The 17,886-nt window shown below is 73.5% G+C and carries 14 protein-coding genes and 1 pseudogene; 8 read left to right on the top strand and 7 right to left on the bottom strand.

Translation table 11 applies throughout. The features are described from left to right. The first annotated feature begins 143 nt into the window (after positions 1 to 143). The gene (locus OG624_RS05675; RefSeq protein ID WP_161294305.1) at positions 144 to 494 is read left to right on the top strand and encodes a DUF6191 domain-containing protein; all 351 of its coding nucleotides are present in this window, start codon (positions 144 to 146) and stop codon (positions 492 to 494) included. Here the strand turns inward: OG624_RS05675 and OG624_RS05670 are convergent. The 5 genes from OG624_RS05670 to OG624_RS05650 all read right to left on the bottom strand — a co-directional run bounded on the left by OG624_RS05670 (position 472) and on the right by OG624_RS05650 (position 5,736). After that, positions 472 to 1,101: a hypothetical protein gene (locus OG624_RS05670; protein ID WP_161294307.1), complete on the bottom strand. Its 630-nt coding sequence runs from the start codon at positions 1,099 to 1,101 to the stop codon at positions 472 to 474. The two genes, OG624_RS05675 and OG624_RS05670, sit on opposite strands and share 23 nt — an antisense overlap. Beyond that, on the bottom strand, positions 1,098 to 2,717 hold the full coding sequence (locus tag OG624_RS05665) for a serine/threonine-protein kinase (protein WP_371639171.1): 1,620 nt from the start codon (positions 2,715 to 2,717) through the stop codon (positions 1,098 to 1,100). Before OG624_RS05665 ends, OG624_RS05670 begins: the two co-directional genes overlap by 4 nt. A gap of 144 nt (positions 2,718 to 2,861) precedes the next feature. Beyond that, entirely contained in the window at positions 2,862 to 4,115 is a 1,254-nt protein-coding gene (locus OG624_RS05660; RefSeq protein WP_371640837.1) for a Tm-1-like ATP-binding domain-containing protein, read from the bottom strand. Between the two features lie 48 nt (positions 4,116 to 4,163). Continuing rightward, positions 4,164 to 4,643 carry an NUDIX domain-containing protein gene (locus OG624_RS05655; protein WP_033214053.1) on the bottom strand — a complete coding sequence of 160 codons (480 nt, stop codon included), beginning with the start codon at positions 4,641 to 4,643 and terminating at the stop codon, positions 4,164 to 4,166. Between the two features lie 58 nt (positions 4,644 to 4,701). Then, positions 4,702 to 5,736 (bottom strand): cation diffusion facilitator family transporter, encoded by a 1,035-nt coding sequence (locus tag OG624_RS05650; RefSeq protein WP_033214051.1) that lies wholly within the window; start codon positions 5,734 to 5,736, stop codon positions 4,702 to 4,704. A gap of 179 nt (positions 5,737 to 5,915) precedes the next feature. Between OG624_RS05650 and OG624_RS05645 the strand changes: the two genes are divergently transcribed. Genes OG624_RS05645 through OG624_RS05635 form a run of 3 tightly spaced genes read left to right on the top strand, consistent with a single transcriptional unit; the run spans position 5,916 to position 10,089 of the window. After that, entirely contained in the window at positions 5,916 to 8,318 is a 2,403-nt protein-coding gene (locus OG624_RS05645) for an ABC transporter ATP-binding protein/permease (protein ID WP_033214049.1), read from the top strand. Positions 8,319 to 8,323: 5 nt separating this feature from the next. Further along, positions 8,324 to 9,052 (top strand): hypothetical protein, encoded by a 729-nt coding sequence (locus OG624_RS05640; protein WP_161294314.1) that lies wholly within the window; start codon positions 8,324 to 8,326, stop codon positions 9,050 to 9,052. Then, positions 9,049 to 10,089: a serine/threonine-protein kinase gene (locus tag OG624_RS05635; protein WP_371640836.1), complete on the top strand. Its 1,041-nt coding sequence runs from the start codon at positions 9,049 to 9,051 to the stop codon at positions 10,087 to 10,089. The genes OG624_RS05640 and OG624_RS05635 overlap by 4 nt, the downstream gene beginning before the upstream one ends. A gap of 66 nt (positions 10,090 to 10,155) precedes the next feature. Here the strand turns inward: OG624_RS05635 and OG624_RS05630 are convergent, their stop codons facing one another. After that, on the bottom strand, positions 10,156 to 11,460 hold the full coding sequence (locus tag OG624_RS05630; protein WP_371639170.1) for a streptophobe family protein: 1,305 nt from the start codon (positions 11,458 to 11,460) through the stop codon (positions 10,156 to 10,158). Between the two features lie 93 nt (positions 11,461 to 11,553). Between OG624_RS05630 and OG624_RS05625 the strand changes: the two are divergent. After that, positions 11,554 to 12,768: pseudogene (locus tag OG624_RS05625) on the top strand (DUF6777 domain-containing protein); the annotation flags it as partial. A 543-nt stretch (positions 12,769 to 13,311) separates the two neighbouring features. On the opposite strand, the gene OG624_RS05620 reads toward OG624_RS05625, so the two are convergent. Continuing rightward, a complete protein-coding gene (locus OG624_RS05620; RefSeq protein WP_371587295.1) occupies positions 13,312 to 13,551 on the bottom strand; it encodes a hypothetical protein in 240 nt (79 codons plus the stop codon). Positions 13,552 to 13,677: 126 nt separating this feature from the next. Here OG624_RS05620 and OG624_RS05615 point away from each other — a divergent pair, with 126 nt between their 5' ends. From OG624_RS05615 to OG624_RS05605, 3 genes are all read left to right on the top strand, one after another. Then, a complete protein-coding gene (locus OG624_RS05615; protein WP_371639169.1) occupies positions 13,678 to 14,853 on the top strand; it encodes a sensor histidine kinase in 1,176 nt (391 codons plus the stop codon). 63 nt (positions 14,854 to 14,916) lie between these two features. Continuing rightward, entirely contained in the window at positions 14,917 to 15,585 is a 669-nt protein-coding gene (locus OG624_RS05610; RefSeq protein ID WP_371639168.1) for a response regulator, read from the top strand. 138 nt (positions 15,586 to 15,723) lie between these two features. Further along, positions 15,724 to 17,793, top strand: coding sequence for a SpoIIE family protein phosphatase (locus tag OG624_RS05605; RefSeq protein ID WP_033214035.1), 2,070 nt, complete (start codon positions 15,724 to 15,726; stop codon positions 17,791 to 17,793). Positions 17,794 to 17,886 lie beyond the last annotated feature (93 nt).

Here is a 17,886-nt window from a genome sequence, read left to right as displayed (position 1 = left end):
ACCCCTGACTTCCGTCCCCCGGTTGCGGCGGGGGCGGAACGCGGAACGGCCCGCGGCCACGCACGGACGTGGCCGCGGGCCTCCCGCGCGATCGGCAGTCCCTCGGCCGCACGGCCGAAAGCCCGCTCGGCTACCGTCACCGCATGGGCTTCGTCATCTTCATGACCCTTCCCGGTCTGGCTCTGGTGCTCACCGCCGTGGCCTTCCTCGACCTGGCACTGGTCCGCGCGGGCCGCGCCGGACTGCTGCCCTGGCGGTGGAACGGCCGCCAGGGGCAGATCTCCGCCACCGGCTTCGAGCAGCTCCACGCCAGCTTCTCGCCGGGCAAGCAGAACGAGCTCAAGGAGCGGCAGAGCGCCCTCGTCATGCGCGACGACGAGGAGGACGGCGCACCGCCGCGCACCCGGGTCGACCTCGACGGCGGGCGCGCCGTCATCCGACTGCCCGGCGCCGGCACCGCGGCCGCGCCGACTACGGGGTACAGCGGTACGTGAAGTCCACCGCGGCCGTGCGTTGTCCGGGCGACACCAACTGCAGCTCCGCCTTCGCCGGGTAGCTGCCCGTGCCCTTGAAGGTCCACAGCAGGTGCAGCCGGGCCTCCCGCTGCCCGCGCGGCACCCGCTCGGTCAGCTGCTCGGACCGGGTGCCGTCGCTGCGCACCCACCGGTAGGTGAGGATGCCCGGGCGCCCGTTGGTCGCCACGACGGCCACCACATCGGCCGCCGCGTCACAGTCCGGGCCCTTGGGATCCGTACGGACGGCCACGTCCTGGACCTCGATGCCGGGCCCGAACCGCTGCCAGCCGAGGTACGCGAGGACCCCGGCCAGGACGAACGCCGCCAGCGCGTACCGCCGCAGGCCCGCCAGGCGGCGCCGCCGGGGCGCGGGTACGACGGCCGTCACGGCGTCGAGGGGGAACGGCGCGGGCATGGCCGCGGTGACCCCGGGACCGAACCGGAGCACGGAGCCCTCGACCCGGTCGGGAACCACCGGTTCGGGCGCCGTCATCCTCTTCGTCGCGTCCGGGGGGCCGCTGAACCAGTGGCTGCCGAGGACGGTGGCGCTGTAGTCGTCGCCCTCGGGGGCGCCGGAACCGCTCATCGGGGCACCTCCTGATCCTTGCAGCGCAGCAGGTACTGCGAGGCCGACGCGGACTTGTTCCCGGCGGTGGGCTTGGTGGTGACCCGGACCCCGCCGTAGCAGCCGGTGCCCTTGCCGAAGGTGTGGGACCTGACCTGGGTGACCGTCGATCCGGCCGGGACGACGAAGGGCGCATCGACGCCGTCGGGGACGGAGTAGGAGCCTTGTGCCCGGTCCCGGAACCACTCCACCGTCACGGTGACCGAGCCGGCGCCCTGGGAGGTGACCGAGATGGTCGCGTCGCCCTGGTAGACCCCGGTCCTGAGCGACACGGAGACGTCCGAGACCTTCAGCGTGGGCGTCGGTGTCGGGGTCGGCGTGGGCGACCAGCTCACCGTCGGCTTCGGGGTGGGACTCGTCGACCAGGACGCAGAGGCGGACGGCGACGCGGACGCGGACGGTGAGGGGCTCGGGGACGCGGAGGGGCTCGGACTCGGCGACGGGGAGGCGGACCCGCTCGGGCTCGGGTTCGCGCTCGGCGAGGCCGAGCCGGGCGGGGCCGCGCTCGTCGTGGCGAAGGCGCTGACCGCCGAGGCCGCGTCCGGGGCCGCGCCGATCGCGTCCGTCGTCAGGACCAGTACGGTTCCCAGCACGAGCGCCACGCCCGCCGCGAGCCAGCCGCGACGGCCCGGAGCCCAGCCGGAACCGCCGGGCACGGTGGTCGTGGCGACCGCCGTGGTACCCGCCGCCGCGCCGCCCGCCGAGGGGAACAGCAGCGGCAGCAGGGCGGCCAGCGCCGCCAGCTTGCGCTGACCGCGTTCCTCCCACTCGGGCCCGTACGCCGCCAGCGCCACGCCCTCCAGCTCGGCCACGAACGCCTCGGCGTTCTCCGGCCGCTGCTCGGGCACCTTCGCGAGGCCGCGCCGGATCAACGGGCGTACGGGTTCGGGCGCCTCGGTCTCCGGGACCGGCGCCTCGATGTGCTGCACGGCGAGCTCGGCGAAGTTCTCCCCGTCGAAGGGCTTGCGGCCGGTGAGGCACTCGAAGAAGGTCGCCGTCGCCGCGTACACGTCGGCCGCGGGCGAGGCCGGCCGACCCTGCCACTGCTCGGGAGCCATGTAGGCGGGGGTTCCGGCCACGCCGGGCGTACTGCCCCGGTTCGCCGCGATCCCGAAGTCCACCAGCTTCGACGAGCCGTCCGGCGCGACCAGCACGTTCTCCGGCTTGTAGTCGCGGTGGACCACGCCCGCCCGGTGCGCCGCCGCGAGCCCCAGCAAGGAGCCCTTGAGGACCACCAGCGCGGCCTCGGCGTCGGCCCGCCCGGACTGCTTCAGCAGGGCGCGCAGGGAGATCCCGTCCACCAGCTCCATGACGATGGCGGCGCCGCCGGACGCCTCCACGTACTCGTACAGCCTGACCACGTACGGGGTCTGCAGCCCGCCCAGGAGGCGGGCCTCGGCCCGGAACTCGCCGACGAAGGCCGGGTCCTGGCGCAGCCGGTCGCTCAGGTACTTCACCGCGACCGGGGTGCCCGTACCGTCGTGGACGGCGAGCACCACGCGGCCGCTGCCGCCCGAGCCGAGCTCGCGGACCTCGGTGTAACCGGGGACCGACCAGGCCGCCCTCGTGTCCTTCATCGTTCCCGCCCCCTGCCTGTCGTACGGCGCCGCCGCGTTCGCTCGGACGTCCGGTCCGGGACCGCTGTCCGCCGGCCTCCCCGGGCCGGACGCCCCAAGGGACGTGGTTTCCGCCGTGGCCGGTTCCCAACCACGGCGGATGGCTCAGGCCGCGGCCGACAGCGCGCCGATCATGGCGTGCAGCCGGTCGGCCGCCGCCTGCCCGAAGGCCGGATCGTTGATGTGCGTGTCGTAGTCGTAGAGCCTGGTGGCACTTCCCCGCAGGCCCTCGCGCAGCGCCGAGAACAAGGCCCGGTCCGCGTCGGCGTCATGGTAAGGCCCGCCCGGCGCGCCGAGCGTGGACAGTCCACGGAGCGGGACGCAGACCGCCGTGGGTCCGTGCGCCACGCGCAGTTTGGCGGCGACCCGGCGGCCGAGTTCCGCGCACTCGGCCGGGGTCGTACGGGTCACGGTGATGGACGGATTGTGGACGTGGACCCCCCGCTCGCGGACCTGCGGGGGCAGGTTCTCCAGCGGGCCGAACTTCACCATGTCCAGCGCCCCCAGGCTCACCACCTGCGGGATTCCGGCCCGCCCGGCCGCGCTGAGCCGATCCGGGCCCGCGCTGAGGATGCCCCCGCACAGGTCGTCGGCCAGCTCGCTGAGGGTGAGGTCGAGGACCCCGGCGAAGACTCCCTGGCCGGCGAGGGTCTCCAAGGTGCGGCCGCCGGTGCCGCTGACGTGGAAGACCAGCACCTCGTAACCGAGTTCCGTCAGCCGCTCGCGCGCCGCGTCCACCCCGGCCGTGGTCACGCCCGCCATGCTCGCCGCGATCAGGGGGCGGCCGCCCGTGCCCAGCCGGGGCGGTCGGCCCTCCGGGGAGGTGCGGGCGTAGGACCTGGCCATCCCGATGATCGCCGCCACGGCGTTCGCCAGGATCGGTGCGGAGACGCTGTTGATCCCCGCGATGTCCACCACGCTGTACATCATCGTGATGTCCGAGGAGCCCACGTAGGGGCGGACGTCACCGGACGCCATGGACGAGACCATCAGTTTGGGTACGCCCAGCGGCAGGGCGCGCATCGCCCGGGTGGCGATGGAGGTGCCGCCGCTGCCGCCGATGGCGAGCACCCCGTGCAACCGGCCCTCGGTGTGCAGGCGTAAGAGGGTCGCCTCCGCGCCCCTCGCCATGGTGGTCACGGCCGCACCCCGGTCGGCGGCCGTGCGCAGTTCCGACAGTTCCGTGCCCGCCGCCCGGGCCACCGCGTCACGCGGGACGTCGGCGGGCACCCGGGGTTCGCCCATGATTCCTGTGTCGACCAGTACCACTTCGACGCCGGCGCGCAGCAGCCTCTCGCGCAGCCAGCCGTACTCCACACCCTTGGTGTCCAAGGTTCCCACCAGCACGACGTTCGTCATGTGTGCAATGTCCATGCAGGTAAGGGTGTTGGCAAGTGCAAGTGTGGGTCAAACCTTCAGGAGCCCCAACAGTCGCTCCAGGAAGGGAAGTTGGGAGGGGATCAGCATGTTTTGCGCCAGTGTCGGAGCGAACCAGGCCACCTTGTCCAGCTCCGGGAAGTCCTGGACGTTCCCGGAGTGCGGCGGCCACTCCATCGAAAAGGTCCCGGGCACCATCAGCGCGGGGTCGAGATCCGCCTCCACCGCCCAGATGGTCACCAGCTTTCCGCTGGTCAGCCGCACCTCGCCCAGCGGCAGGTACGTGCCCTCCGGCGGGGGCAGCCCGATCTCCTCCGTGAATTCCCGACGGGCCGCGTCCCGCGGAGTCTCCTCCGGTCCGTATTCACCCTTGGGGATGGCCCAGCCACCGGCTTCCCGCCCGGCCCAGAGCGGGCCGCCCATATGTCCGAGGAGTACCTCGACACGGGACTCCGCCTCCGGACCGGTCCGCCGGAAGAGGAGCAGTCCGGCACTGCGTTTGTGCGTCATGGGTCCATCCATGCCCCGTACGGACCCCTGCCAATGACGTGCGGTACGCGTTTCGCCGTCAGTGGTCGTGCGGTCCCTGCCGGTGGACCGGACCGTGCGCGTCCGCGCAGTGGGCGTCGGACGCGCCGCCGCCCGCGCGGCCGACCGTCAGGAGGGAGTCCTGCGCGTGATCCACCTGCAGGGTGGTGTGCGTGATCCCGTACTCCTTGTCGAGCAGCGCCTCCAGGTCCCGGCGGACGGCGTGGCAGTCGCCCGCCGGCTCCACCAGCACGTGTGCGGACAGCGCCGCCTGACCCGAGGTGATCGTCCAGATGTGCAGGTCGTGCACCTCGGTGACGGGCGGGTGCCCGGCCAGCCGGTCGCCGACCGCGTCCGGGTCCACATGGGCCGGAGCGGCCTCCAGGAGGATCCGACCGGACTCGCGGACCAGTCCGTAGCCCGCCTTGAGCATCAGCACCACCACGACCAGCGTGGCGATCGCGTCCGCCTGCCGGAAACCGGTGGTCAGCACGATCACACCGGCGATCGCGGTCCCGATGAAGGCGAACAGGTCGTTCAGGATGTGCTGGTAGGCGCCCTCGACGACGAGCGTGGAACGGTTCGCCCGGGAGATGCACCAGGCCGCGGCCACATTGACGACGATGCCCGCGAGCGCCGTCACCACGACCAGCCCGCCCTCCACGGGCGGCGGGTCCATCAGCCGCCGCACCGCCTCGTACGCCAACCAGAGCCCCAGCAGGATCAGCGTCAGCCCGTTCGCCTGGGCGGAGAGTATCTCCGCCCGCTTGAGGCCGTACGTGAAACCGCCGCGGGCCGGGCGCGCGGCCAGCCGCATGGCGATCAGCGCCAGGACGATCGAGACGGCGTCCGTCAGCATGTGGGCCGCGTCCGAGATCAGGGCCAGCGAGTTGGCCATGACACCGATGACCACCTCGACGGCCATGAACCCGCCGATCAGGGCGAGCGCGATCGCCAGCCAGCGCCGGTCGGCGTCCGCCGACACGCCGTGGCTGTGCCCTCCGGGTCCATGGCCGTGGCCATCCGACCCCGGTCCGTGTCCGTGGCCGTCGTGCGCGTGGTCGTGCCCACTCATGGCGTCCCCCGTCTCGTCGCGGCACCCGTGTGTTCGGTTCCGTCGCGTGAAGTGAAGCGCACCCCGGCGGGATCGGCAAAGGCTGCAACGGGGACCGTTGTCATTACCCATAAGAGGGCTCTGACCTGCGACGATGCCCGACCGGTGCCGGACCTTCGGGATCGTGGGAAAATCTGGTCATGGTCCAGCGCCCCGGTGTGCCGACCGCGCCCCAGCTCGTCCTCGTGACCGACTGGGGCGCCACCGAGATGGATCCCGACCGGATCTACCACGTCGGTCGGGACCCCCTTTGCGAGATCTGCCTCGACGACGCCCGCGTCTCCTGGCACCACGCGATCCTGCGTCCGGACGGCGACCACTGGACGCTGGAGGACGAGGGCAGCACCAACGGCACCTACGCCGACGGCCACCGGGTCCACGAGTGGAGCGTCGGCGTCGGCACCGAACTGCGCTTCGGCAGTCTCGACGACGGGCCGCGCGCCGCCGTCATCGGCGCCGCCCCGCCGGAGGCGCCCCCGCCACCTCCACCGCCCCCGCCTCCCCCCGCGGCGGGCACGGGCCGGCCCTCCCAGGTCGCGAACCCGTCCATGACCGGCACCTACCGGCAGCCGACGACCGTACGACCGCTGCCCGTCCGCACCACCGTCCGCATCGGTCGAGCCCCCGACAGCGACCTCGTCGTCGACGACCTCACCGTGTCCCGCCGGCACGCCGAACTGCACGCCCTCGCCGACGGCAGCTACGAGATCGTCGACGTCGGCAGCCACAACGGCACCTACCTCAACGGCGCCGCCGTCACCCGGGCCACCCCCGTCACCGAGGGCGACATCGTCGGCATCGGCCACTCGGTCTTCTGCCTCGTCGGCGACCAGCTCCAGGAGTACGTGGACACCGGCGAGGTCTCCCTCGACGTGCAGGACCTCACGGTCGTCGTCGACCGCGGCCGCAAGACCCTCCTCGACGGGGTCTCCTTCCCGGTCGGCGCCAAATGCCTGCTCGCCGTCGTGGGCCCCAGCGGAGCCGGCAAATCCACCCTGCTCGGCGCACTGACCGGCCTGCGCCCCGCCGACCGGGGCACCGTCCTGTACGACGGGCGCGACCTCTACCGCGACTACGCCGAGCTGCGCAGCCGTATCGGCCTCGTCCCGCAGGACGACATCCTGCACTCCCAGCTCACCGTCCGGCGCGCCCTCACCTACGCCGCCGAACTGCGCTTCCCGCAGGACACCGCCCAGGCCGAACGCCAGGCCCGGGTCGACGAGGTGATCGGTGAACTCGGCCTCGAACAGCGCGCCGACCTGCCCATCCACAGCCTCTCCGGCGGCCAACGCAAACGCGTCTCCGTCGCCCTGGAACTGCTCACCAAGCCCTCCCTGCTCTTCCTGGACGAGCCCACCTCCGGCCTCGACCCCGGCATGGACCGCTCGGTGATGAACATGCTGCGCGACCTCGCGGACGACGGCCGCACGGTCATCGTCGTCACCCACAGCGTGCTCAACCTCGAAGGCTGCGACCGCCTCCTGGTCCTCGCGCCCGGCGGGCGCATCGCCTACTTCGGCGCCCCCGGAGAAGCCCTCGACTTCTTCGGCTTCGACCAGTGGCCCGAAGCCTTCGAGGCCTTCGAGAACCAGCGCGACCGCGACTGGGCCGGGGAGTACCGGGCCTCGCCGCTGCAGCGCCGCCACATCGACGCCGTCGCCGGCCTGCCCCCGCTCACGACCCAGGCCGAGCGGGCCGCAGGCGTCCCGCCGCACCCTCCACCCAAGGCCCAGAGCTGGGGCTCCCAGCTCTCCACCCTGATCCGCCGGTACGCCGCCGTGCTCCGGTCCGACCGCACCTTCCTGGTCATCATGGTCGCGCTGCCGTTCGTCATGGGCGCCATGACCCGCGCACTGGCCGGCAACACCCTCAACGCCGAGACGGCCCTGAACGCCCTGTTCATCCTGTGCGTGGGCGGAGTCCTGATCGGCGCCGCCAACGCGGTGCGCGAACTCGTCAAGGAACGCGTCATCTACCAGCGCGAGCGTTCCGTCGGCCTGTCCCGGTCGGCCTACCTGATGTCCAAGATCGTGGTCCTCGGCGCGATCACCGTCGCCCAGGCCGTGGTCCTCACCCTCGTCGGCCTCGCCGGAGTCACCATCAACGCCCCCGGCGGCCGCGGCAACTTCATGCCACCCCTGCTCGAAATCACCCTCGCCGTCGCCCTGCTGTCCCTCACGGCGATGGTGCTCGGCCTGCTGATCTCCGCCCTGGTGGCCAAGGAGGAGGTCACCATGCCGCTGCTGGTCCTCCTCACGATCGTCCAGGTCGTCTTCTGCGGTTCCCTGCTGAAACTCACCGGCGTCCCCGTCATCGAACAGCTGGCCTGGTTCGTACCGGCCCGGTGGGCCATGGGAGCGATGGCGGGCACCATCGACCTCGGCGCGATCGTGCCCGGCAAGATCACCCAGGACCCGCTGTTCGACCACGAGGCCCACCTGTGGCTCCTCGAGATGGGCATGCTCGTCGTCCTGTCCGTGCTGTTCGGCGTCCTGGTCGCCCGGCTGCTGCGCCGCCACGAGCCGACCATCATGCGGAAGTAGGCCTCATGAGCAGCCCGCTGGGATACCCCGGAGGCGAGGTGGCGGACTTCCGGCCCACCCATGTGGTGCCACAGGAGGGGCTGTCCGCCTGGGAGAGCCCCGACGTCTCCCGGCCGACCGTGCCCCTGGACCCGTTCCTGCCCGTGCAACTGCTGTCCCGGCGCGGGGAGTGGGGGGAGGTCCTGTGCGCCAACGGCTGGTCCGCCTGGGTGGACGGACGGCTGCTGGTCGCCGTGCCGCACCCGCCGCCGACGGCCGGCGGACGGCCCCCGGTCCGCTCCGAGGACCCGCGGCCGCTGCTCACCCGGGGCTCCGAGGCGCTGGAACGCTACCGGCGCGCCGTGGACGAGCTCGCCTCGGGCCGGATCGACACCGACGCCTTCCGGCGCTCCGTACGCGGACTGCGGGCCGGAGTGGTCATCGACGGCGAGTCGGTGTGGCTCTACGACGAGAATTCGGGCCGGTGGCTCTACGACGACGGGGACCGCATGACGACCTACGCGGTCGTCGCCGGACCGGGAGCCCCGGCCGCGCCCGAACCCGGGCGCCCACCGCCCCCCACGGAGGCGCCGCCCACGGACGCGCGTCCGGACGGCGAGGACGCCGTACGCAGGGAACGGACCCCGACCGACGCGGTCGGAGTCCCGCGCGAACGCCCCGGGGACCGGCCCGACCGGTCGGGGGCCCATGACCCGACCCGGATCGTGGACACCCGCGACCCCGGAGGCGACTGACGGTGGCCGAGGAACGCGCGGAGCCGGCCGGCGGGTCCCCCACCGACCTGCGCGGGCACCAGATCGCCGGGTACCTGGTGGAGAGCGAGATCGGGCGCGGCGGCATGGCCGTCGTCTACGAGGCACGGGACCTGCGCCTGGACCGGCGGGTGGCACTGAAACTGCTGGCTCCCGAGCTGGCCCGGAACGACACCTTCAGGCAGCGGTTCGCCCACGAGTCGAAGGTGGCCGCGGCCATCGAGCACCCGCACATCGTCCCCGTGTTCGAAGCGGGGGAGGCGGAAGGGCTGCTCTACATCGCCATGCGCCTCGTCGAGGGACCCGACCTGCGGGTGATGCTGGACCGGACGGGCCCGCTGCCGGTGGCGACGGCCGCGCGGATCGCCGGCCAGGTCGCCTCCGCGCTGGACGCGGCACACGCCCACGACCTGGTCCACCGGGACGTGAAGCCGGGCAACATCCTGATCGCGCCGGGCACGGACCGGGACCACCCGGAACACGCCTACCTCACGGACTTCGGCCTGACGAAGAAATCGCTGTCCCTGACCGGGTTCACGACCGACGGACAGTTCGTCGGGACCCTGACCTACGTGGCGCCGGAACAGATCTCCGGCAAGCCCGTGGACGGCCGCTGCGACGTCTACAGCCTGGGATGCGTCGTCTACGAGGCCCTCGTCGGGGAACCGCCCTTCCAGCGGGACGACGACATCGCCCTGCTGTGGGCCCACCAGTACGACGCCCCGCCCGCGCCGAGCTCGCGGCGACCGGACCTGCCGGAGGCGGTCGACGAGGTCCTGGCGAAGGCGCTGGCCAAGTCGCCGGACGACCGGTGGAACAGCTGTCTGGAGTTCACCGGGGCCCTGCGCCGTGCGGGAGAGGGCGACCGACCGCCGACGACCGAACCGCCCGACGACGGCGCGGCGGTGCGGGCCGCGCGAACCGACCTGCCCGCCCCGCCGCCGGTGCCGTCATGGGCGCTCCCGGTGTTCGACCCGCCGGCGCCCGGGGCGTCCGGGGCGCCCGGCAGGTCGGCCTGATCCGCTCCGGGGCGAGCTCGTCCGCTTCCGGTGCGCGAGAACCGTACGGACGACGTGTCGACCGGCCTACTCCGGCGTCGCGGGCGTCGCGCCGCTCGTGGTGGCCGGCGCGTCGACCCGTCCGCCGCGGCGCAGCGGACGGGCCGCAAGGGCGCCCAGGAAGCCCGCCACCGCGCCCCACAACAGCCCGAGCCCGACATTGCGCCACAGGACGGGCTCCAGCCTCACCTGGCCGCCGAGGCCGTCCACCTCACCGATGCCCAGCAGCGAGAGGCCGAACTGCGCCTGGATCCGGCCCAGCAGGCAGACCGCCAAGGTCGCCAGGGCCAGGGCCACGCCCAGGTGGAGGGCGTGCTGCCAAGGGCGGACGTGGGCGGGGGAGCGTACGGCGGCCAGGACACCCGTGCCGAGCAGCAGGACGACGGCCACCACCACCAGCCACCACGCCCGGGAGTCCTGCTCGGCGAGCGCCGAGACGTCGATCCGGGACGGGTCGGAGCCGCGCAGGACCTGGTCCAGCACCTGGGGCATCGGCAGCCCGAAGGGCCCCTCGACGTTGCCCTCCCAGGCGCCGCCGAAGCCCAGGGTGAGCGCGAGCCAGACGAGGTTCGGCAGCCCGAGCAGGATCACGGCCAAGGTCCGGTCGGCATGGCCCTGGGTGGCGGCCACGACCACGCCGACCCCGATGCCGAGGACGACGTAGGCGAGGAGCAGCAGCATCGTGGCGAAAGCCGCCGGGCGCAGCGCCGTATGGAAGCGGACCAGCCGGGCCGGGAGCGGGGCGCGGCGCGAGACCAGCAGGGCGATCAGCAACAGGCCCAGGATCCACAGCAGTCCGTACAGGAGGGTGGCGGGCAGATCGGCCTGGAAGCCCACCGTGGGCGCGGCGTCCAGCAGTTCGGTGATCGTCCCGATGGGGGAGTCGCCGGTGGAGATGCCGAAGGTCTCGCGGGCGAGGAAGGCGACCCCGGTCAGGGCGAGCAGCCAGAGCACCACCAAGGGGAGAGCGCGGCCGAGGAGTTCGCGGGGTCGGGCCACGGCCCGGTTGTGCAGGGGACGGAGGAAGAGGTGGCCCGTGAGCAGGGCGCCGGCCAGACTCACCGAGAGGGGGACCACCGACAGACTCACCTCGGCCCCCGCCAGCGAACCGGCACCCCCCGACACCTCCAGCGAACCGCCCGCCGCCATCACCACGACCGCGGCGACCACATGCGGGAACGCACCGTCCGGAAGGTCACCCGCGCCCGCGCACCACAGCCCGGCGGCGGCGACGGCGGCCATCACCACGAAACCCGCGACGACGGCGACGAGGGCGTCCCGCCATGCCCTCGCGGAGCCCCCCGACGATGAAGATCCTGGCGTCGGACTCACCCTGCCACCGTGACACCCTCGGCTTGCGGGCACCACCCGGACGGCGCACACAATGGTCCCCGGGGAACTCACTCCTCCTGGGAAGAAGAGCCCGTGACCACACAACCGTCCGGCCGACCGCCGTCTCGAGAACGCCCCACCGGGCCGCCCTCCGGTCCGCTCTCGGGCGGGCAGCAGGGGCCTCCGCCACCGCCGCCGCCGGCCCCGCCGGGTGGGCCCGGAGGCCCGGCGGGCCCGGTGGGTTCGGGCGGTTCGGGCGGTTCGGGTCAGGGACCCGCGAACGGTCCCTGGTGGCGGTCCGTCCCACGGCTGGCCACCGCGCTGGTCGCGGTGGCGGCGGTCGTGGCGCTGGCCGTGGTCCTCATCCGGCCGAGCGGAACCACCGACAACTCCGGCGGCGAGGTGTTCCTCCAACCGGTCGCCGCCACCGGACCCGACCCCTTCACCGAGTCCACCGTGGTGAAGGACGCGCCGCCCCCGCCGGAGAGCCCGCCACCCTCTCCCCAGGGCACCGGCACCGCCCAGGTCAGCCCGAGCGCCAGCCCGACCGGTCCGGTGGGCACCAGGAGCGTCAGCGGCTCCGCGCCGGGGGTGTACGGCGGCACGAAGAACGTCGCCAGCTGTGACGTCGAGAAGCTGATCGGATCGCTCGGCGCCGACCCCGCCAAGAACGCGGCCTTCGCCTCGGGGCTCGGCATCCAGCCGGCCGCCGTTCCCGGCTACCTCCGCTCGCTCACCTCGGTGCAGCTGCGGATGGACACCCGGGTGACGAACCACAGCTACCGGAACGGCAAGCTCGTCCCCTATCAGGCCGTGCTGCAGGCCGGGACGGCCGTGCTGGTGGACGACCGGGGCGTGCCGCGGGTGCGCTGCGCGTGCGGGAACCCGCTGGGTCCGCCGGTGGCGCTGAAGGCCGCCCCGAAGCGTTTCGGACAGACGTGGCCCTCCTACGAGCCGACGAAGGTGGTGGCCATCGCGCCGGCGCCGACCGTCATCACCAAGATCGTGATCTACGACCACCGGGACAACCAGTGGTACGAGCGCCCCAAGGGCGACCACCAGGGCAAGCCCAGGCCCGACCGGCCGATTCCGCCGCCGCCCGTCCCGACGCCGCCGCTCACGCCGACCCCGACGGTGACGAACCCGCGCCCGTCCGGTACCTCGCCGAGGCCGACCCCGTCCGGGACCTCCCCCAGCCCGTCCGGGACCTCGCCGACACCGTCGAAGTCCCCGTCCAAGTCCCCGTCGACGTCGCCGTCGAAGTCCTCCTCGGAGTCCCCGTCGAAGTCGCCCTCCACATCGCCCTCGAAGTCGCCGTCTCCGTCGGAGTCGCCGAAGAAGTCTCCGTCTCCGTCGGAGTCGCCGAAGAAGTCTCCCTCCGAGTCACCGAAGCCGTCCCCCTCCGAGTCACCGAAGCCGTCCCCGTCGGAGTCACCGAAGACGACACCGGCCGAGTCACCGAAGGCGTCACCCTCGCCGTCGTCCGCCGAGTCGAAGCCGGCCTCGAAGCCGGCCTCACCGACACCTTCGACGCCGCCCTCCACGCCGGCCGCTTCGTCACCGACGCCGAAGTCCGCCGCTCCCGCGACCACCGCGGCTCCGGCGTCTCCCACGGCCGCCGCGACTCCCCGGTCCTCCGCGCCGCGCCCGCAGACCTCGGCCGCGCCCCCGCCCCCGTCCGCTCCGCCGTCCGCAGCGCCGAAGCCGACGCCGGAACCGGCCAGGACGGCCCCGCAGGAGCCCGAAGCCCCCGCCCAGGAAAGCTGACCGCCCCGGTCCGTGACGGTGTCTCCCTCCCCGCACGGGGAGGGAGACACCGTCACGGACCGGGGCGTGGTGGCGGACCGAGGATCAGCCGCGGCCGCGGCGGGAGAGCGTGTCGCCCGCGGCGCCCACCGCGAGACCGAGGGCGATCATGACGACGTAGCTGTAGATCTCGTAGCCGTCGGGGGCGAGGAAGCGGACGAAGCCCATGAAGTGGATCCAGCCGAGCCACTCGTGCAGCAGACCACTCGCGCCGCCGACGACGAGGACGAAGCAGAGCACACCCGTGACGGTGGCCAGGGGGGACTTCGGGGTGGTGGAGGTCATGCTCCGACGTTAGGAGTCGGCCACCCGGCGGGGCATCGGCCTTAGGGCGGCCCCCACTCGTACTTAAGTATTCGGTACGCGGCGTGGCCGCCCGCTCCCGTACCCGCCCGCGTAGATTCCCACCCCATGCGCCGCATCCACCGCACCCGCCGGGACTGGGCCGCAGACCTGGCCCTGTTCCTCTTCGCCGCCTGTTTCGCCGCCGTCAGCTCGCAGTCCATCCCGGTCGCGGAGAGCCTCGGCCCGGTCTGGCGGGCCGCCGACCAGGTCGTCGGCGGACTGGGGTGCGCGGCCGTCCTGCTGCGCCGGCGGTGGCCGGTCCAGCCGGCCGTGGGGCTGCTCCTGGCCGGCAGCGTGGCGCACTACCTGACCGGTCCGGCGATGGTGGCGGTGTTCACGGTGGCCGCGACCCGGCCGTGGAAGGCCACGGCCTGGGTGGCGGCATTGGCCTTCGGGCCGCTGCCCTTCTTCCTGTGGCAGCTGCCCGACATGTCCGAGGACCGAGCCGGCGCGGCGGTGACCTACTTCGCCCTGATCGCCGGGGCCATCGGCTGGGGGCTGTTCCGGCGGTCCCGGCAGCAGCTCATCGCCTCGCTGCGCGAGCGCGCCGAGCTGGCCGAGGCGGACGCGGAATCACGTGCCGAGCGGGCCCGGATGGAGGCGCGGGAGGAGATTGCCCGCGAGATGCACGACGTACTCGGCCACCGGCTGTCGCTGCTCAGCGTGCACGCGGGCGCCCTGGAGTTCAATCCCGGCGCCCCGCGGGCGGAGATCGAGCGGGCCGCCGGGGTGATGCGCGAGAGCGCCCATCTGGCGCTCCACGACCTGCGCGAGGTGATCGGCGTACTGCGGACGGGGCCGGGTACCGGGGTCGCGGAGGGCGGCGAGCGTCCGCAGCCGGAACTGGCGGACCTGCCCCGTCTGGTGGCCGAGGCCAGGGCCGCGGGCGGACCGATCGAGTCGGCCGGACCGCCCGAAGGGGCCGCGCCACCCGCCCTGGTGGGGCGTACGGCGTACCGCATCGTGCAGGAGGCGCTGACCAACGTACGCAAGCACGCGCCCGGTGCGGCGGCCGAGGTGCGGGTGACCGGGGGCCCGGGCGACGGGCTGACGGTGGAGGTCCGCAACAGCCGGCCGCCCGGAGCGGATCCGGCCGCCGGCGCGGTCCCGGGGCCGGCCGAGGGCGGTGGGCAGGGACTGATCGGACTGGCCGAACGCGCCCGGCTGGCCGGCGGGAAACTGACGGCCCTACCGGCCGACGGAGGGTTCCGGGTACGGGCCTGGCTACCCTGGCAGGGCTGACCGGGGGCCAGGCCGGGACCCGGGGCACGAACGACGAGACGAGAGACGGGGGACGAGGCACCGATGATCCGCCTCCTGCTGGTCGACGACGACGCGATCGTCCGAGCCGGGCTGCGCCTGATGCTGGGCGGCGCTCCGGACATCGAGCTGGTCACGGAGGCCGCCGACGGGGCGGAGGTGCCCGCGCTGGTCGCCGCGCACGCCCCCGACCTGGTCCTGATGGACATCCGGATGCCCGGCGTCGACGGGCTGGCCGCCACCGAGCGGCTCCGGGCACTGCCCGGTGCCCCGGAGGTGCTGGTCCTGACCACCTTCCACACCGACGCGCACGTCCTGCGGGCGCTGCGGGCCGGAGCGGCCGGGTTCCTCCTCAAGGACACCCCGCCGCAGGAGATCGTGACGGCCATCCGGACGGTGGCCGCCGGCGACCCGGTGCTCTCCCCGGCCGTCACCCGCCGGCTGATCGACCAGGTGGCGGGCGACTCGGGCCAGGAAACCAGGGCGACCTCGGCCCGTGCCCGGCTGACGCTGCTGGCCGAGCGCGAACGCGAGGTGGCCCTGGCGGTCGGGCGCGGCCTGTCCAACGCGGAGATCGGACGGGACCTCCACCTGGCACTGCCCACCGTGAAGACCCACGTGTCGCGGATCCTGACCCGGCTCGACCTCAACAACCGGGTCCAGATCGCCCTGCTGGTCCATGACGCGGCCCTGGCGGACGACACGCGGCACTGAGCCGCCCGGCCCACGGGTGCTTCGGCCCGATGACCCGATGACCCGACCCGACTCGCGCCGTGCCGGGCCGGGCCGGGCACGGAGGGTGTCCGAGGCTCCCGCAGGGACACCGGCGGGCGGGAGTGAGACCCTGGCTGCATGGCCCGTAGGGCAGAGAACCCCGCCGTCGGCTGGCCGGCGAGGCCGGACACCAGCCTCGCGCTCAACCGCATGGGCACCTTCGACTGGGACCTCGACGGCGGACGGATGTATCTCGATCCCACCGCCCTCGAGGTGCTGGACCTGCGCCCGGACGAGTACGACGGGACCCCCGGCGGACTCCGGAGCCGCTTGGTGCCCGGTGAGGAGGCCCGCCTCGACACCCGGGTCGCGCAGGCGATCAAGGACGGCCGGAGCCACTACGGGGCGTACGTCCGTAGCCGCGCCCGCGACGGTTCACCGACCTGGACCCATATCCAGGGGCACATCCTGCGGGAGCCGTCCGGCCGCCCGTACCGCGTCATCGGGATCCTCCGCGACGCCGCCCACGACCCCGGCGAGCCCGGAGCCGGCGGCGAGGAGATCGAGGGGCGACGCCGGATGACCGGCGTCGTGGAGCGGACGACCGCCATCCTCGCCCACGCCCGCACCGTCAACGACGTGACCGACATCCTCAAGGACCCGCAGGCCCTCGGACACCTCGGCGCGGTCAGCGTGATGCTGGGCGTCGTCGACGGCGGCCGCATCCACCTCGTCGCGGAGGGGCAGCTCGGCTCGTACGTGCCCGAGATCGAGTACACGCGGATCGACGCGCGACTCCCGATGAGCGAGGCCGTACGCACCATGCAGTCGGTCATCCTCGTCTCCCGGGAGGAGTTCCAGCACCGCTACCCGGACCTGTGGCCGTACATCGAGCCGCTGTCCGTCCGCAGCGGCGTCTACCTCCCGCTGATCGCCCAGGGACGGCCCATCGGAGCGCTCGGGCTGCTCTACACACGGGAGGGCGAGTTCACCGCCGAGGAACGGAACCTGCTGATGGCGCTCGGCAGCGGGGTCGCGCAGAGCCTCCAGCGGGCCATCCTCTTCGAGCAGGAGCACGACCTGGCCGAGGGACTCCAGCGCGCCATGCTGCCCCGCCGGATCCCGGACGTGCCGGGCGCGCGGATCGCCGTACGGTACCGGTCCGCCCGGATGGGGCGGGACATCGGCGGCGACTGGTACGACGTGGTCCCCCTCGGCGAGGGCCGGGTCGGGGTGATGATCGGCGACGTCGAGGGCCACGACACGGACGCGGCGGCCGTCATGGGGCAGCTGCGCATCGTGATGCGCGCCTACATCGTCGAGGGACACACGCCGGGCGCCGCGATGGCCCGGGCCTCGGCCTTCCTGCGCGAGCTGGAGACGGAACGCTTCGCCACCTGCACCTACGCCGAGGTGGACCTCACCACCGGGATGGCCCGAATGGTCCGCGCCGGGCACCTCGACCCGGTGGTGCGGCGCGGCGACGGCAGCGTCCACCGCGTCCAGGTGGCCGGCGGGCTGCCGCTCGGCCTGCCGCCCCGGGAGCAGTCCGGAACCGGCTCCGGCTACCCCGTCACCAGCCTCGAACTGCACCCCGGGGACACCCTGCTGCTGTGCACCGACGGCCTGATCGACCGCCCGGGCGCCGACTCGGACAGCGGCATGCGGGAGCTGCTGGCCGCGGTCCACAGCGGCCCGACCGACGTGGAGGAACTCGCCGACGTGCTGTGCGACCTGGTCGGCGACTCGGGCGGCGGGGACGACATGGCGATGCTCGTCCTGCGCCGCCGCGGCACCCCGACCGCGCGCGGCGGCGGTCCGCTGCAGCAGCGGCTGGAGCCCGGCGACACGAAGGCCCCGGCGCTGGCCCGGCACCTGATCCGGGCGGCGGTGGCGGCCTGGGGCGCGCGGCACCGGGCCGACGAGATCGAACTGGCGGCGGACGAGCTGATGACCAACGCCTTGGTCCACACGGAGGGCGGCGGTCACGTCAGCATGCGGCTGACGGCGCAGGGCCGGATCCGGATCGAGGTGGAGGACAGCAGCAGCGCCCTGCCCAGGCGGCGCGAGGCGGGCGACTGGGCGGTGTCGGGGCGCGGGCTGATGCTGGTGGACCGGCTCGCGGACGAGTGGGGGGTGGAGCCCCGGGGCGGCGGGAAGTGCGTGTGGTGCGAGTTCGAACTGGCGGGCCCGGAGGACACGGGCTGAGAGCCGGGCGGAACGCCCGCCGGTCACCCGGTCACCCGGTCACCCGGTCACCCGGTCACCCGGTCACCCGGTCACCCGGTCACCCGTACATCC

It is taken from the genome of Streptomyces virginiae, assembly GCF_041432505.1.
GTDB classification, from domain to species: Bacteria; Actinomycetota; Actinomycetes; order Streptomycetales; family Streptomycetaceae; genus Streptomyces; species Streptomyces virginiae_A.
This window is presented reverse-complemented; position numbering and strand designations above follow the sequence as displayed.

What these genes read in the sequence shown, in the direction of transcription:
- OG624_RS05675 (WP_161294305.1), top strand. Translation starts at nt 144, where the DNA reads ATGGGCTTCGTCATCTTCATGACCCTTCCCGGTCTGGCTCTGGTGCTC.
- OG624_RS05670 (WP_161294307.1), bottom strand. Translation starts at nt 1,101, where the DNA reads ATGAGCGGTTCCGGCGCCCCCGAGGGCGACGACTACAGCGCCACCGTC.
- OG624_RS05665 (WP_371639171.1), bottom strand. Translation starts at nt 2,717, where the DNA reads ATGAAGGACACGAGGGCGGCCTGGTCGGTCCCCGGTTACACCGAGGTC.
- OG624_RS05660 (WP_371640837.1), bottom strand. Translation starts at nt 4,115, where the DNA reads ATGACGAACGTCGTGCTGGTGGGAACCTTGGACACCAAGGGTGTGGAG.
- OG624_RS05655 (WP_033214053.1), bottom strand. Translation starts at nt 4,643, where the DNA reads ATGACGCACAAACGCAGTGCCGGACTGCTCCTCTTCCGGCGGACCGGT.
- OG624_RS05650 (WP_033214051.1), bottom strand. Translation starts at nt 5,736, where the DNA reads ATGAGTGGGCACGACCACGCGCACGACGGCCACGGACACGGACCGGGG.
- OG624_RS05645 (WP_033214049.1), top strand. Translation starts at nt 5,916, where the DNA reads ATGGTCCAGCGCCCCGGTGTGCCGACCGCGCCCCAGCTCGTCCTCGTG.
- OG624_RS05640 (WP_161294314.1), top strand. Translation starts at nt 8,324, where the DNA reads ATGAGCAGCCCGCTGGGATACCCCGGAGGCGAGGTGGCGGACTTCCGG.
- OG624_RS05620 (WP_371587295.1), bottom strand. Translation starts at nt 13,551, where the DNA reads ATGACCTCCACCACCCCGAAGTCCCCCCTGGCCACCGTCACGGGTGTG.
- OG624_RS05615 (WP_371639169.1), top strand. Translation starts at nt 13,678, where the DNA reads ATGCGCCGCATCCACCGCACCCGCCGGGACTGGGCCGCAGACCTGGCC.
- OG624_RS05610 (WP_371639168.1), top strand. Translation starts at nt 14,917, where the DNA reads ATGATCCGCCTCCTGCTGGTCGACGACGACGCGATCGTCCGAGCCGGG.
- OG624_RS05605 (WP_033214035.1), top strand. Translation starts at nt 15,724, where the DNA reads ATGGCCCGTAGGGCAGAGAACCCCGCCGTCGGCTGGCCGGCGAGGCCG.